Raw genomic sequence first — 14,279 nt, 5'->3', positions numbered from 1 at the left:
GCATGCCCGCGCCGGCACGCAGGAACAGTTCGTCGGCAAACAGCGCACGCAGCCGCCGCAACGCGCTGCTCATGGACGGCTGGGCGAGCCCGATGCGCTCGGCCGCCCGGGTGACATGGCGCTCCTCCATCAGCGCCTCGAAGGCGACCAGCAGGTTGAGATCGATGGCGGCTAAATTCATCGTAGCAATAGTGCCTATAAGAATAATCGATTTCAACAATGATTTGCCCTGGCCTATGCTCGTTGGTCGGACATGACGACGGGACCCAGGAATTTGGCGAGATTTGAACGGCTCGTGCCGCGCGGGCCGACCCTGCTGATCATCGGCGTGCTGGCGGGATTGGCTTTCCCTGCGTTGGCGGATGGCGCCCGCCCGCTGATGGCGGCGGCGATCTTCGTTCTGGTGCTCGGCACCTTCCTCCAGGTCGACGGGACGGCGTTCCGGCGTGCGTTGCGGCGGCCGCTGGTCTGGCTGCTGTTGCCGGCGCTCGCCATGCTGGCGAGCCCGCTTGCGGTCGGCTTTGCGGCGCGCGGCGCCGGCTTTCGACCGGAGCTGATCGTCGCATTGGTGCTGTCGGTGTGTGCGCCGCCGTCGAGTGGCACGGCGGCGGTCGCGCGCATGCTCGGCTTCGACGCAACCATTCCGCTTGCCGTGACGCTGCTGTCGATGGCGCTGGCGCCGGTTACCGTGCCGCTGATCGCCGCGGGATTTGCCGATCTCGCGCTCGATCCGCTGGCGCTTGCGACGCGGCTGGCGCTGCTGGTCGGCGCCGCCGGCGCGCTGGCGTTGCTGCTGCGCAATCAGGCCGCTGCACGATTGGCGCAGCATGCGCGGATCATCGACGCGCTCGTGCTCGCCTCGGTGCTGCTGTTCGCGATCGCCACCATGGCCGGGGTGCGTGCTCAGATCGAAGCGCAACCGGCCGCCGCGTTCACCTGCGTCGGCCTTGCCTTCGCCTGCAATCTTGCCCTGCAATTGTGTGGCGCGCTGCTCACGCCGGGCAATCTGGCTGCGCGGCTGACCAGCGGCCTCATTCTCGGCAACCGCAATGTCGGACTGGTCTGGTCGGCGATGGGCGCTGCGGTGTCGCCGATGACGGCGTTGTTCTTCGCCGCCACGCAGTTTCCGATCTATATGACGCCGCGGCTGATCGAGATGCTCGTTCGCCGCGAGCGCAAGGAGAATGCCTCACCATGAGCGCGACGATCCTGACCGAAGAGCTCGCCGTCCGCTTCGCGCGCATCGCGCTTGGCCATGTCACGCGCGAATATCCGAACAAGCCGGATCACGTGCTGGCGGGGCCGCAGGACGCGCGCACGCCGCGCGAACTGCATCCGGTGTTCTTCGGCAGCTACGACTGGCACTCCTGCGTCCACAGCTACTGGATGCTCGCCCGGCTGCTGCGCCGCTATCCCTCATCCGGGGCGGCGGACGACATCCGCGCGCTGTTCGACGCGCAGTTCGTTGCGGAGAAGATCGCGGCCGAATGCAGCTATCTCGCCGCCCCGACCGCACGCGGCTTCAAGCGGCCCTACGGCTGGGGCTGGCTGTTGAAGCTCGCGGCAGAGCTCTCGCTCCTCGAGAACAACAGCTGGCGCGACCGGATCGCTCCGCTGGCCGGGATCTTCGCGCAGCGCTACCGCGATTTCCTGCCGCTCGCCACCTATCCGGTGCGGGTCGGCACCCATTTCAATACCGCGTTCGGGCTGCGCATGGCAGCCGACTACGCCGCAGTGACACAGGACGATGCGCTCAGTGCGCTGTTGCGCGACACGGCGCTGCGCTGGTACGGCGCTGATCAGGATTGCCCGGCCTGGGGTGAGCCGAGCGGCGACGACTTCCAGTCGTCCGCGCTGATCGAAGCGGAGTGCATGCGCCGGCTGCTGGTACCGGGCGACTTCCTGCCCTGGTTCGACCGCTTCCTGCCGCGGCTCGAACTGCGCGAACCGGCAACCCTGTTCCGGCCCGCCACGGTCACCGATCGCACGGACGGCAAGCTGGCGCATCTCGATGGGCTCAATCTCAGCCGCGCATGGTGCTGGCGGGCGCTGGCCGGCGCATTGCCGGCGGCCGATGCCCGTCGTCCGATTCTGCAGGATGCTGCGCGCCGCCATCTCGGCGCCGGCCTGCCGCATATCGCCAGCGACTATATGGGCGAACACTGGCTTGCTAGCTTTGCGGCGCTCGCGATCGACGCCGATGACTGACGACGGCGCCGCCTAAGCGACGCTTTCCAGGTAGGCTTCTTCCGCAGCCTGGATCGCGTCGGGAGTCCCGACATGCATCCAGACGCCGTCGAGGCGCAGGCCGAACAGCCGCTCCTGCTCGTTGGCGCGGTCGAAGATCTTGGTCAGCGAGAACTCGCCGGCCGGCGCGTCGGCGAACAGCGCAGGCGACATGATCGCGGCGCCGGCATAGACGAACGGCACCACCTGATGCTCGCGCCGCTTGCGCAAGGCGCCATCCGGCAACATCGAATAGTCGCCGCGCCCGCCATAGCCGATGCTCGAGGCGGTCGGCGCCATCAGCAGCAGGATATCCATCCGCGCGGGATCGAAGGTTTCCGCGAGCCGCGCCAGATTGGAGCGCACGCCGTCGATCCACATCGTGTCAGCGTTCAGATGATAGAACGGCGCGTCGCCGAGCAGCGGCAGCGCCTTCACCACTGCGCCGCCAGTGCCGAGCACCTGGTCGCGCTCGTCGGAGATGATCACGCGCGGACGGCTGCGGGTCTTGACGTGCTCGATGATCTGGTCGGGCAAATAATGCACGTTCACGACGGCTTCGCTGACGCCGGCGCCGGCGAGCTTGTCGAGCACATGGTCGAGCAGCGGCTGGCCGGCGACGCTGACCAGCGGCTTCGGCATCGTGTTGGTCAGGGGGCGCATGCGCACGCCGAGGCCCGCAGCGAGCACCATGGCCTTATGGGGTGTGACGGGCATCTTCCGGATATTCTCGGTCATCATCTCTCATGCGCCGATCATATCACGGCGATTCGGCAAGCACATCAATCAGACGCCATAGTCATCGGACATGACGGCCGTAAGACGGCAATGACGACCCTGGCCTAGACGTCGGCAGCTTGCGTGCCGCGTTTGGCAGTTTTCTTCTTCTTGTCGCCTTGTTTGAGAAAGTTGACGCCGATCTGGTCGCCATTGACCCATGCCAGCTCGCAGCGGCGATAGGCCAATCCTGTGGACGACAGCAGCAGAAAGAACTCCTTCAGGTTCAGGCCCTCGACCGAGCCGTCGACGGAGAGCTTGGCGCCCGTCTCCGACACGTCTTCCATGGTGCAGTCGCGCCGCCAGGTGCCGTCGATGCCCATCATGTGCGCCGCTATGCCGCGCTCAAACGTGACACGATCGCCCTTGCGTCGTTCCGTCCCCATCGTGTGGTCCCGCTCCAGATCCGGCCGCGCCATGGATCAGGTGCGGGCTCGGCAACCTTAGGGGGCCTGAGGCTAATAACCCGTAAACTACGGTACTGGAGGAGGGACGTTGGCTGTGTACCAGATGCGGAAGCTGGTCAGCGCCGGATGCGCCAGCGACCGCTCGAGATAGGTCCAGATCCGCGGCTGGTGCTTGAGATATTGCGGCTTGCCGTCGCGGCGGTTGAGCCGCGCAAAGGTGCCGAGCAGGCGGGTGTTGCGCTGCGCCGACATGATCGCATAGAGCTCGGCGAAGCCGGCCGGATCGAAGCTCTCATCGGTGGCGCGCCGCGCCTTGATGTAGCGGGTCAAGAGCGACAGCTCGAGCTGCTCCGGCACATCGAGCCGCGCGTCCTGCAGCAGCGACACCACGTCATAGGCCGCGGGGCCCAGCAGCGCGTCCTGGAAATCGATGACGCCGACGCGCAGGATACCGGTGCGTTCGGCAAGCCAGATGATGTTCGGCGAATGGAAGTCGCGGATCACCCAGGTCCGCGGCGCCGCCGCGGGCTTCTCAAGCAGGCCGCGCCACATCCCGAGAAATTCGGCGCGAAGCTCCTCGCTCGGCTGCACGCCGCGGTCGGGCAGGTACCATTCCAGCATCAGCCCGATCTCGATCAGCCAGGCGTCGATGTCGAACACCGGGATGTCGTAGCTCTCGTCTGATGTCAGCGGCAATTGCTCCGGCAGCACTTCACGATGCAGCGCCGCCAGCATGTCGACGGCCGCCTCGTAACGCTCGGCGATCGGCTGCGGTGGATCGCCATCGATGATGCCTTCGGCGCCGAAATCCTCGGTGATGAGGAAGCCGGACTTGAGGTCGATGTGACGGATCGCAGGCGCGGAGAAACCATGCTTGCGCAGGCCGTTTCCGATCGCGACGAACGGCCTGACGTCTTCGGCGAGATGCACTGCTGCGCTGTAGGACTGGCCGCTGTAGATCGCCGGGCCGTCGGGACGACGCGGCGAGTTCATCAGGATGACGGTGCCGTCGTCGTTGCGCAGCCGCGCATAGGAGCGTGTCGAGGCATCGCCCGGCATGCGTTCGCGCCGGGCATTGAGAAAGCCCGCGCGATCGAGGAACTGACGCAGCTCGTTGAGTCGCGCGACCTTCGCTGCGCCCTTGCCATGGCCGGTGATCTCGGCGGCGCGCGCCGCCGATCCGAGCGCCGGGCGATGGCTGAACGCGATATCGATGCGGTTGGCGGGCATCGCATCGGGCGCGCGCTCCGGCCACTCGATCAGCGCCACGATGTCGTCGGGCAGCGGCGACAGCCCGATCTCCTCGAGCTCGCTGGCGTCGTTAATGCGGTAGAGGTCGGCATGGACGAGCGGAAACGACGGCAGCTCGTAGCTCTGTGCCAGCGTGAAGGTCGGGCTCGGCACCTCCAGCGCATCGTCGGCGGCGAGGTAACGGATCAGCGCGCGCGCGGCCGTGGTCTTGCCGGCGCCGAGGTCGCCGGACAGCGTGATGACGTCGCCGGCGCCGATCAGGAGCGCGAGGTCGGCCATCAGCTCCGCTGTCGCGGTCTCGTTCGCGAGCGCCACCGAGAATGTCGAGGTCGCCGTCATTCAGCAGCGTTGCGATGTGCGGTCTGGTCGATCGGGAAGTCGCAGGTCACGGTCGTGCCGCGGCCTACGGTCGAATCGACCCGCACCCGTCCGCCATGCAGTTCGACAAAGGAGCGGACCAGCGACAGGCCAAGCCCCGCGCCGCGATGCCGCGAGCCGTGCGAATGGCTCTCGAACCAGTTGAACACCTTGTCGCGCATCTCGGCCGGAATGCCGGGACCGGCGTCGGTCACCGCAAACACCACGCTGTGCTCGGTGCGGTGCGCGCTGATCGTGACGGTGGCGTCATGCGGCGAGAAGCCGACCGCGTTGGCGAGCAGATTATACAACACCTGCACCACGCGCCGCTCGTCGCCGACGAAGGCGCCGATCTCAGGCTCGATATCGACCTTCAGCGTGATGCGGTCGGTCGCGAGGCGATCCTGGATGCCTTCGGCGGCGGCCTCGATCGCCTGGCCGATATTGACCGGACCGAGCTCGAGCTTCATCGCACCGGCGTCGATGGTGGCGAGATCGAGAATGTTGTTGGTCAGCGCCAACAGCGCGTTGGTCGATTTGGTGACGTAGTCGAGATATTCGGCCTGCTTCGGCGTCAGCGGTCCGGTTGAGGGATCGCTGAGGAAATGCGCGAAGCCGATGATGGTGGTGAGCGGTGCGCGCAGCTCGTAGGAAACGTGGTGGACGAAGTCCACCTTCATCTGGTCGGCGGCTTCCAGCGCCTCGTTGCGCTCGCGCAGCGCCCGCTCGACATTTTCGGTGTCGGTGATGTCCTGGAAGGCGAGCAGGGTCTTGCCGTCGGGCAGCGGGATGGTCATGCAATTCAGCACGCTGCCGTCCTTGCGCTCGAGCTTGAGCGCGACCTGGGCGCGGTTCTCGATCGCGGTGATCTGCTCGCGCAGCGTGCGCCAGGTCAGGGCGTCGTCGAACAGCGGCCGGCACAGCGCTTCCACCGCCTCGATATGCGGTTCGCCCTGCAGCGCGTCCGCCGGCAGCTTCCACATCTTGGCGAAGGGCGGGTTGAACAGTTCGGCGCGGCCGTTGCTGCCGAACACCGCGACCGCCTCGCCGAGATTGTCCAGGGTCTCGCGCTGCACCCGCGTCAGGCGGTCGTAGCGGCGTGCGAGGTCGAGGCTCTCGGTGACGTTGTCGAACAGATAGGTGACGCCGCCCTCGAGGTTCGGCGTGGTGACCACGCTGATGGCGCGGCCATCGGGCAGGAACCAGGTATAGGTCTCGGATTCGACCGCGCGATAGGCCTCGTGCAGCTTGGCCTTCCAGGCGCGGAAGTCCGGCTGCTCGGGCAGCTTGCGGTTGGCGCGCAACCGGTCCAGCACGCTGGAATCGTCGGGGTTGCCGTCGAGGAAGGCCTGGTCGAGGCCCCACAGCCGCCGATAGGACTCGTTGTAGAAGGTGAGCCGCCGGTCGGCATCGAACACCGCGACGCCCGAGGACAATTGGTCGAGGGTGCGCCGGTGCGCCTCGACCATCCGCGCGATCGCCGCGCGCAACGCCGCGGCTTCGCTGGCGTCGATCGCGATACCGGCGCTGCCGCCGGAGAGCTTGAGCGCCTGCACGTCGTAGATCCGCCGCTCGCCGCTGACGACGATCGGCAGCCGCGCGGCATAATTGGCATTGTCGTTCAGCGCGCGGGTCAATTCGGTGCGCTGGTCGCTTTCGAGCAGTTCGAGATTGCGCTGCAGCGCGTCGGACACGCTCTTGCCCTCGGTGGCGCGGACATAGGCCGCGTTGGCATAGCGCAGATTGCCCTCGAGGCTCTTGGCCCAGATCGGCCATGGCGCGGCGGCGGCGAAATCGCGCAGCAGCTCGGTTTCCTCCTGCAGCGTCTTGTAGCGCAGGTGCGATTCGGCGAGCTCGCGGCGCAGGCCGCCGAGCTCGCGGATCCGCACGATGGCCTGGCCGCCGATCGCGCGGCCCATCGCCTCGATGGCGCGGCCGGCCGATGTCGAGAGGTTGAGCAGGAACGCCTCGCCCTTCTCGCGCAGCGCGTCGACGGCGTGGTCCATCTGCAGCGCCGGCTCGGGCGGCAGCCAGGTTCCGAAGGCGAGGACGCGTTGCGGCGAGCCTTCCTGCGACATCACCAGCGAGATGTCGCCCGAGATCTGCGGCCGGTTGTCGCCCGCGGCCCAGGAGATCAGGACCTGCGGCTCGACGAACAGCAGCGCGCGGAGCCGGTCCGATTGCGCCTGCAGGTCCGTGATCTCGGACTGCAACTGCTCCTCGGCCCTCGTCGCGCGCACGCGGGTGCGCATCAAGAGGATCGCGGCGACGGCCGAGAAGCCGACCAGCGCAAGCGACGTCGCGAGGACCGCGACCTCCTGGTGATTGAAGCCGAAATGATCCGACATCGCCTGGGCGACCGGGCTCTCGGCGGCGAACGCGGTGCGGGCCGGCAGCAATGCGGTGATGGCGAGCCCAATCATGCCGTCGCGCGCCAGTGAGGTGCATGACAGCAGGGTTCGACGCATTGCCGCGACTACGCCCGACATATGTTGCCCCAGAACGCACAAACCCCAGGCATGATCCGGAAAAGAGGAGACCGGTGTTCCCTCACGGCAAACGTACAACGTTTGTCCGCCGATCATGCCCAAGCAGGACCAGTCAGCCCGACGAAGACCCCCCGTCGCGCTCGAATCAAAACAGAATAGTCCCAACGGGACTCGGCGAGTAAGAGTCCAGACCGTGAACGCAGAATCCCCTGTGAAAAAATGCCGCCGGGTGGCGCGGATTTTATGCGAATTGACTTCGTAGTCATGCGGAGAGCGCACGAAGCGTGATCTCCCGAAGCTCGTCCGCACACTTCGCGCTCTAGCGTCCGGTCGAGCCGAAGCCGCCGCTGCCGCGCCCGGTCGCCGACAGCACGTCGACCGGAACCAGCTCGGCCCGCGTGACCGGCGCGATCAACATCTGCGCGATGCGCTCGCCGCGCCGGATCGAAAACACCTCATGGCCGTGATTGATCAGCAGCACGTTGATCTCGCCGCGATAGTCGGCGTCGATCGTGCCGGGCGAGTTCAGCACCGTGACGCCGTATTTGGCGGCAAGGCCGGAGCGCGGCCGCACCTGGGCCTCATAGCCCGGCGGCAGCGCGATCGTCAGCCCGGTCGGAACCATCTCGTAGCGGCCCGGCAGCAGCAGCAGCGGCGCTGACCGCGGCACCGCCGCAAGCAGGTCGAGGCCGGCGGCGTCGGCGGTCTGATAGATCGGCAGCAAGAGATCGGCGCCGTGCGGCAATTGGTGGACTTCGACCTTGATGGTGGCGCTCACGATGCGGTTCCTAAGGCTCTGGCGATGCGCGACACCAGCGCGGTCGCGACTTCCTCCTTGGTCATGACGGGCCAGGAGTCGACGGTGACGTCCTTGCCCTCGCGCGAGAGCAGGTGAACGGTGTTGCGGTCGCCGCCCATCACGCCGTTCGCCGGCGAGACGTCGTTGGCGACGATCCAGTCGCAGCCCTTGCGCGCGAACTTCGCCTTGGCGTTCTCGATCAGATGCTCGGTCTCGGCGGCGAAGCCGATCACCAGCGGCGGCCGCTGCTCCTTCAGCTTGGAAATTGTCGCGAGGATGTCGGGGTTCTCGACCAGCTGCAGCGGCGGCATGCCGGCCGCGGTCTTCTTCAGCTTCTGGCTGCCCTCGGTGGCGACCCGCCAGTCGGCGACCGCGGCGGCGAAGATCGCGACGTCGACCGGCAGCGCCGCCTCGACCCGATGCAGCATGTCGCGGGCGGACTCCACGCGCATGACCGAGATGCCCTGGGGGTCGTCGAGCTCGACCGGGCCGGTCACCAGCACCACCTCGGCGCCGGCGGCGCGCGCCGCGGCGGCAATGGCAAAGCCCTGCTTGCCGGACGAGCGATTGGCGATGTAGCGGACCGGATCGATCGCCTCATGGGTCGGGCCCGCGGTGATCAGCACCCGCTTGCCGGCCAGCGGACGCGGCTGCGGCGGGCGCAGCATGCGGTCGGCGGCGGCGGCGATCTCGGTCGGCTCGGCCATCCGGCCGACACCGGCTTCGCCGGCTTCCGCCATTTCTCCCGCATTCGGTCCGACGGTATGGACGCCGTCGCGGCGGAGCTGCAGCACATTGCGGCGGGTGGCCGGATTGTTCCACATCAGCGGGTTCATCGCCGGCGCCAGCAGGATCGGCCGGTTGGCCGCCAGCAAGGTGGCGGTGGCGAGATCGTCGGCATGGCCCTGCGCCATCTTGGCCATTAGGTCGGCGGTCGCCGGCGCCACCACGATCAGGTCGCAGTCCCGCGCCAGGCGGATATGGCCGGCGTCGAATTCGCTCTCGGCGTCGAACAGGTCGGTGTAGACGCGCTCATGCGACAGCGCGCTGGCGGCGAGCGGGTTGACGAATTGCTGGGCCGCCTTGGTCAGCACACAGCGGACCTGGATGTGCCGTTCCTTGAGCCGCCGGATCAGATCCAGCGCCTTGTAGGCCGCTATCCCCCCGCCGATGATCAGGGTGACGCGCGGCTCGCCGGCCGCGCTGGCGGCCCGCGGAGCAGGGGCTGCCACTGTCGCGGAACCCGGGCCGGGCGCCTCGGCAGGCTCCGTACCGCCGTCTGCAAGGTCCCGGAGGATCACCCGGACCTCCTCCTCGACCGAGCGGCCGTTTTTGGCGGAGCGCAGCCGCAGATAGGCCTTCAGCGTGTCGTCGAGTTTACGGATGGTCAGGCTGGCCATGGCGTGCCCTCAAGGCATCATGCTCAAATAAATATGATAGCGATGCTATCACATAGTGCATGCATTGCAATCAGTGCGCCCGGATGGCGAAGAAGATCGCGATGGAGGCGATCGCAATGACCCAGAGGCCGACGGTCTGCACCCGCGCCTTGCGGGCCTCGGCGCGGGCCATTGCGTCGATCGAGTCCGACGACAGCATGTGGCCCTCCAGCGTCATGGTCTCCAGCTGCTCGAGCACCGTGACGGCGCGGTTGGCGATCGACGGCAGGTTGGCGAGGATGCGGCCGAGCTCGCCCGCGCCCGATAGCGCGCCCTGGATACGGCCGGCCGGGCCGAGATTCTGCGTGATCCATTCGCGCACCACGGGGTCGGCGATCTTCCAGATGTCGAGCTTCGGGTCGAAGCCGCGCGCCACGCCCTCGACCACCACCATGGTCTTCTGCAGCAGGATCAGCTCGGGGCGCGTCTGCATGTCGAACAGGCCGGTGACCTCGAGCAGAAGCGTGAGCAGCTTCGCCATCGAGATTTCCTCGGCGGTGCGGTTGTGGATCGGCTCGCCGATCGCGCGGATCGCTTGCGCGAAATTTTCCACCGAATGGTGGCCCGGCACATAGCCGGCCTCGAAATGCACCTCGGCGACACGGCGATAGTCGCGGGTGATGAAGCCGAGCAGGATCTCGGCCAGGAAGCGCCGCTCCTTCAGCCCGAGCCGTCCCATGATGCCGAAATCCACGGCAACGAGCCGGCCGGCCTCGTCGAGGAACAAATTGCCGGGATGCATGTCGGCATGGAAGAAGCCGTCGCGCAGCGCGTGGCGCAGGAAGCTCTGGATCACCTTGCGGCCGAGATCGGGCAAATCGACCTTGGCCTGTGCCAGCCGGACGTGATCGTTCAGCGCGATGCCATCGATCCACTCCATCGTCAGCACGCTGTGCGCGGTGCGATCCCAATCCACCGCGGGGACGCGGAAGTCCGGATCGTCGCGGGTGTTCTCGGCCATCTCGGACAACGCGGCCGCCTCGAGCCGCAGGTCCATCTCCATCGCGACCGAGCGCGACATCGTGTTGATGACCTCGATCAGCCGCAAGCGCCGCGCCTCGGCGGAATGCGCCTCGGCCTTGTGCGCGACAAAAAAGAAGTCGCTGAGGTCGCGGCGGAAGCGCGCGGCGACACTGGGCCGGAGCACCTTGACCGCAACCTGCTGCCGCACGCCGTCGCGCTCGATTTCGCCACGGTGCACCTGCGCGATCGAGGCTGCGGCAACCGCAGGGCCCAGATGCACGAAGGCCTGCGCCAACGGCCGTTCCAGCGATTGCGTGATGACGGTTTCGGCCGCTTCCTGCGCGAACGGCGGCAGCCGGTCCTGCAGGGCTTCGAGATCGCGCGCCATCGCCACGCCGACCACGTCGGGGCGGGTGGCGAGGAATTGCCCGAGCTTGAGATAGGCCGGTCCGAGCCGCGTCAGTGCGCGCGACAACCGTGGACCTGATTTGGCCGAGCGGCGCTCGATCAGCCGCGCCAGCTTCAGCGCGAGCTGCCCGGGTGGCGGCACCAGCGCGGGATCGACGACGCCGAACACGCCCTCGCGCGCAAACACGAAACCGGCGCGGGCGAGGCGCGTGATGTGGGTCAGTGCAGAGATCACAAACGCCAGCCCGAATGCAGCGCCACGATGCCGCCGGAGAGGCTCTGCCACTTCACGCGGGCAAAGCCGGCGGCGCCGATCATCTCGGCGAACGCGTTCGGCCGCGGGAATTTGCGGATCGACTCGACGAGATATTGATAGGACTCGGCATCACCGGTGACGGCGCGGCCGAGCGGCGGGATCACCTTGAAGGAAAACAGATCGTAGATCTTGTCGAGGCCGGGCACGTCGACGGTGGAGAATTCCAGGCACAGGAAGCGGCTGCCGGGCTTGAGCACGCGATAGGCCTCGCGCAGCGCAAGGTCGATCTGCGGCACGTTGCGGATGCCGAACGCGATGGTGTAGGCGTCGAACGCGCGGTCGGCGAAGCCCAGCGCCTCGGCGTTGCCCTCGACGAACGACACGCGGTCATCGAGGTGCTGCTTCGCGGCGCGCTCGCGGCCGACCGCGAGCATGTCGGTATTGATGTCGCAGACCGTGGCATGAAAGCCCGCGCCCGCGGTCTTGGCGGCCCGGAACGCGATGTCGCCGGTACCGCCGGCGACGTCGAGCAGCGCGAACGGCCGGTCGCCCTTCGGCGGATCGAGCGTCGTGATCATGACGTCCTTCCAGGCCCGGTGCAGGCCTGCCGACATCAGATCGTTCATCAGGTCGTAGCGTGACGCCACGCTGTGAAACACGTCGTTCACCAGCGTCTGCTTCTCGCCCAGGGGCACGTCCCTGAAGCCGAAATGGGTGGTTTGATCCGGCCGATCCATCACTCAGAACTCTTACCCTTATTGGTCGCGCTTTCTTCACGCGAACCGGTAGCCGCTTCGCTCGAAAAACGCTCCAGCCAAACCATAGCGCGGCGGCCGCAATGGCGCTATCACGTCACTTCCAAAAGGTGAATGCCTGCTATGCCGGAATTACCCGAAGTCGAGACCGTCCGCCGCGGCCTGCAGCCGGCCATGGAGGGGTCCAGGATCCTCAAGGCCGAGGCCCGCCGCAAGGATTTGCGGTTTCCGTTTCAAAAAGACTTTATCGCCCGGCTCGAGGGCCGGACCATCACCGGGCTCGGCCGCCGTGCCAAATATCTGATGGCGGACCTGAACTCCGGCGACGTTTTGCTGATGCATCTGGGCATGTCGGGCTCGTTCCGCGTGCTGAAGCAGGAGGGCGCGGCGACGCCGGGGCAATTCCACCATCCGCGCAGCGAGGATCGCGCGCATGATCACGTCGTGTTCCACATGTCGTCGGGTGCGGCCGTCGTCTTCAACGATCCGCGGCGCTTCGGCTACATGAAGATCATCGCGCGCAACGCGATCGAGGATGAACCGCTGTTGAAAGGGCTCGGTCCCGAGCCGCTCGGCAACGCGTTCGACGCGGCGATGCTGGCGCGCTCCTGCCACAACAAGAAGACCAGCCTGAAGGCCGCGCTGCTCGACCAGCGCGTGGTGGCGGGACTTGGCAACATCTATGTCTGCGAGGCGCTGTTTCGTTCGCATCTGTCGCCGCGGCGATTGGCCGCGACGCTGGCAACGAAGAAAGCGGAGCCCACCGACCACGCCAAACGGCTGGTCGGCGCGATCCATTCGGTGCTCAACCAGGCAATCAAGGCCGGCGGCTCCTCGATCAGCGACCATCGATTGACCAATGGCGATCTCGGCTATTTCCAGCATTCGTTCCAGGTCTACGACCGCGAAGGCGAGACGTGCCGCACATCGGGCTGCGAGGGCATCGTCCGGCGCTTCACCCAGAACGGCCGTTCGACGTTCTGGTGTCCGAAGTGCCAGAAGTAACATGTTCGAGACCCCGCGCATCGACACGCCGCGCCTGATCCTGCGGCCGCTTGCGCTGTCGGATGCCGCGGCGATCCAGCGTCACTTCAACAATTGGAATGTGATCAGGACTCTCGCCACGGTGGTGCCGTGGCCTTATCCCGGCGACGGCGCGGAAAGTTTTATCAAGCGGGAGCTGGACAAGATCGCGGCCGGCGAGGAAAGCTATCAATGGGTGCTGGTGTTGCGTGCCGGCGATGGCGAGGCGATCGGCAACATCAATTTCCGGCCGCGCGCCGACGGCCGCAAGGGCAATCGCGGATTCTGGCTCGCCGAGCCGTATTGGAATCAGGGCCTCATGACGGAGGCGATCGCGGCGGTGAACGATTTCGCCTTCCTGACGCTTGGCCTTGCCAGCTTCCATGTCTGCAACGCGCCGTCCAACGTCGCCTCGCGCCGGGTCAAGCAGAAGACCGGAGCCGAATTCGTCGGCTTCGTCGAGCTTCCGCATCACAACGGCGAATCCACAGCGGAGAAATGGAAGGTCACGCGCGAGACTTGGCTGCGCGATCGACGCTGACATCGCTTTTGCGAATGCGGCCATGACGAATGCGACTGCTTGACCGCGCATGCGAGGCTGGCGAACATAGGTCCCATCGCTCCACCAAGAACGAGAACACAATGGCGACGAACGGCATGTCGATGAATGGCGCCTGGCGCGACCGCGCCGCGACAAGTTTTCAATGCGAGAAGCAACCGGCCACCAGCAGCCGCGGCATGGTGGTGAGCAATCATCCGCTGGCATCGAGCGCGGGCGCCGAGATGCTGGCTGCCGGCGGCAATGCGATCGATGCGGCGATCGCCACCTTGTTCACGCTGACCGTGGTCGAGCCGATGATGGTCGGCATCATCGGCGGCGGCATGGCGCATATCCGCCTCGCCGACGGCAGCCATCGCTTCATCGACGGCCAGAGCACGGTGCCGCAGGCGGTGCGGCCGGATACCTACACTTCGAAGCCCGGTTCGGCACACGACGTGTTCGACACCGTCGGCAACGAGAACCTGAACGGGCCGAAGGCGGTGGCGGTGCCGGGCTCGCTGAAGGCCTGGTGCGAGACGCTGCGCCGCTTCGGCACCATGAGTCTTGCCGACGTGATGCAGCCCGCGA

14 protein-coding genes are annotated in these 14,279 nt (G+C 66.7%); 5 read left to right on the top strand and 9 right to left on the bottom strand.

Annotated elements, in window-relative coordinates; translation table 11 throughout:
• Nucleotides 1-181, bottom strand: a 181-nt coding sequence (locus PMN64_RS37170; protein WP_411784345.1) for a LysR family transcriptional regulator, incomplete at its 3' end; no start/stop codon positions are given.
• 93 nt (nt 182-274) lie between these two features.
• Between PMN64_RS37170 and PMN64_RS37165 the strand changes: the two genes are divergently transcribed.
• Together PMN64_RS37165 and PMN64_RS37160 are read left to right on the top strand one after the other, a co-directional pair.
• Nucleotides 275-1,198 carry a hypothetical protein gene (locus PMN64_RS37165; protein ID WP_411784342.1) on the top strand — a complete coding sequence of 308 codons (924 nt, stop codon included), beginning with the start codon at nt 275-277 and terminating at the stop codon, nt 1,196-1,198.
• Entirely contained in the window at nt 1,195-2,208 is a 1,014-nt protein-coding gene (locus PMN64_RS37160; RefSeq protein ID WP_411784341.1) for a DUF2891 domain-containing protein, read from the top strand. Before PMN64_RS37165 ends, PMN64_RS37160 begins: the two co-directional genes overlap by 4 nt.
• Nucleotides 2,209-2,220: 12 nt before the next feature.
• Here PMN64_RS37160 and PMN64_RS37155 read toward each other — a convergent pair whose 3' ends face one another.
• The 8 genes from PMN64_RS37155 to ubiE all read right to left on the bottom strand — a co-directional run bounded on the left by PMN64_RS37155 (nt 2,221) and on the right by ubiE (nt 12,109).
• The gene (locus PMN64_RS37155; RefSeq protein ID WP_411784344.1) at nt 2,221-2,943 is read right to left on the bottom strand and encodes a nucleotidyltransferase family protein; all 723 of its coding nucleotides are present in this window, start codon (nt 2,941-2,943) and stop codon (nt 2,221-2,223) included.
• Between the two features lie 125 nt (nt 2,944-3,068).
• The gene (locus tag PMN64_RS37150) at nt 3,069-3,389 is read right to left on the bottom strand and encodes a PilZ domain-containing protein (protein ID WP_028341691.1); all 321 of its coding nucleotides are present in this window, start codon (nt 3,387-3,389) and stop codon (nt 3,069-3,071) included.
• Between the two features lie 87 nt (nt 3,390-3,476).
• On the bottom strand, nt 3,477-5,000 hold the full coding sequence (gene tsaE / locus PMN64_RS37145) for a tRNA (adenosine(37)-N6)-threonylcarbamoyltransferase complex ATPase subunit type 1 TsaE (RefSeq protein ID WP_411784340.1): 1,524 nt from the start codon (nt 4,998-5,000) through the stop codon (nt 3,477-3,479).
• Nucleotides 4,997-7,507, bottom strand: a complete 2,511-nt coding sequence (locus PMN64_RS37140) for an ATP-binding protein (RefSeq protein WP_411784339.1) — start codon at nt 7,505-7,507, stop codon at nt 4,997-4,999. The genes tsaE and PMN64_RS37140 overlap by 4 nt, the downstream gene beginning before the upstream one ends.
• Before the next feature lie 319 nt (nt 7,508-7,826).
• Entirely contained in the window at nt 7,827-8,285 is a 459-nt protein-coding gene (gene dut / locus PMN64_RS37135; RefSeq protein WP_411784338.1) for a dUTP diphosphatase, read from the bottom strand.
• Nucleotides 8,282-9,706 carry a bifunctional phosphopantothenoylcysteine decarboxylase/phosphopantothenate--cysteine ligase CoaBC gene (gene coaBC, locus PMN64_RS37130; RefSeq protein WP_411784337.1) on the bottom strand — a complete coding sequence of 475 codons (1,425 nt, stop codon included), beginning with the start codon at nt 9,704-9,706 and terminating at the stop codon, nt 8,282-8,284. The genes dut and coaBC overlap by 4 nt, the downstream gene beginning before the upstream one ends.
• 70 nt (nt 9,707-9,776) lie before the next feature.
• Nucleotides 9,777-11,351, bottom strand: coding sequence for a 2-polyprenylphenol 6-hydroxylase (gene ubiB, locus PMN64_RS37125; protein WP_411784336.1), 1,575 nt, complete (start codon nt 11,349-11,351; stop codon nt 9,777-9,779).
• Nucleotides 11,348-12,109 (bottom strand): bifunctional demethylmenaquinone methyltransferase/2-methoxy-6-polyprenyl-1,4-benzoquinol methylase UbiE, encoded by a 762-nt coding sequence (gene ubiE, locus PMN64_RS37120; RefSeq protein ID WP_016844705.1) that lies wholly within the window; start codon nt 12,107-12,109, stop codon nt 11,348-11,350. The genes ubiB and ubiE overlap by 4 nt, the downstream gene beginning before the upstream one ends.
• A 141-nt stretch (nt 12,110-12,250) precedes the next feature.
• On the opposite strand from ubiE, the gene mutM reads away from it, so the two are divergent.
• The 3 genes from mutM to PMN64_RS37105 form a co-directional block, all read left to right on the top strand.
• Complete coding sequence (mutM, locus tag PMN64_RS37115) at nt 12,251-13,132, top strand: bifunctional DNA-formamidopyrimidine glycosylase/DNA-(apurinic or apyrimidinic site) lyase (RefSeq protein ID WP_411784335.1); 882 nt, start codon at nt 12,251-12,253, stop codon at nt 13,130-13,132.
• Between the two features lies 1 nt (nt 13,133).
• Nucleotides 13,134-13,691: a GNAT family N-acetyltransferase gene (locus tag PMN64_RS37110; protein WP_411784334.1), complete on the top strand. Its 558-nt coding sequence runs from the start codon at nt 13,134-13,136 to the stop codon at nt 13,689-13,691.
• Between the two features lie 122 nt (nt 13,692-13,813).
• Nucleotides 13,814-14,279 (top strand): gamma-glutamyltransferase (locus PMN64_RS37105; RefSeq protein ID WP_411784343.1); only part of this gene is annotated, 466 nt, incomplete at its 3' end.

Source organism: Bradyrhizobium sp. UFLA01-814 (assembly GCF_046718885.1).
GTDB lineage: Bacteria > Pseudomonadota > Alphaproteobacteria > Rhizobiales > Xanthobacteraceae > Bradyrhizobium > Bradyrhizobium elkanii.
This window is presented reverse-complemented; position numbering and strand designations above follow the sequence as displayed.

Excerpts from the sequence above, each read along its gene's own strand:
- tsaE (WP_411784340.1), bottom strand. The coding sequence starts at position 5,000 with ATGACGGCGACCTCGACATTCTCGGTGGCGCTCGCGAACGAGACCGCG.
- mutM (WP_411784335.1), top strand. The coding sequence starts at position 12,251 with ATGCCGGAATTACCCGAAGTCGAGACCGTCCGCCGCGGCCTGCAGCCG.
- PMN64_RS37155 (WP_411784344.1), bottom strand. The coding sequence starts at position 2,943 with ATGCCCGTCACACCCCATAAGGCCATGGTGCTCGCTGCGGGCCTCGGC.
- PMN64_RS37140 (WP_411784339.1), bottom strand. The coding sequence starts at position 7,507 with ATGTCGGGCGTAGTCGCGGCAATGCGTCGAACCCTGCTGTCATGCACC.
- PMN64_RS37160 (WP_411784341.1), top strand. The coding sequence starts at position 1,195 with ATGAGCGCGACGATCCTGACCGAAGAGCTCGCCGTCCGCTTCGCGCGC.
- PMN64_RS37150 (WP_028341691.1), bottom strand. The coding sequence starts at position 3,389 with ATGGGGACGGAACGACGCAAGGGCGATCGTGTCACGTTTGAGCGCGGC.
- coaBC (WP_411784337.1), bottom strand. The coding sequence starts at position 9,706 with ATGGCCAGCCTGACCATCCGTAAACTCGACGACACGCTGAAGGCCTAT.
- ubiE (WP_016844705.1), bottom strand. The coding sequence starts at position 12,109 with ATGGATCGGCCGGATCAAACCACCCATTTCGGCTTCAGGGACGTGCCC.
- PMN64_RS37110 (WP_411784334.1), top strand. The coding sequence starts at position 13,134 with ATGTTCGAGACCCCGCGCATCGACACGCCGCGCCTGATCCTGCGGCCG.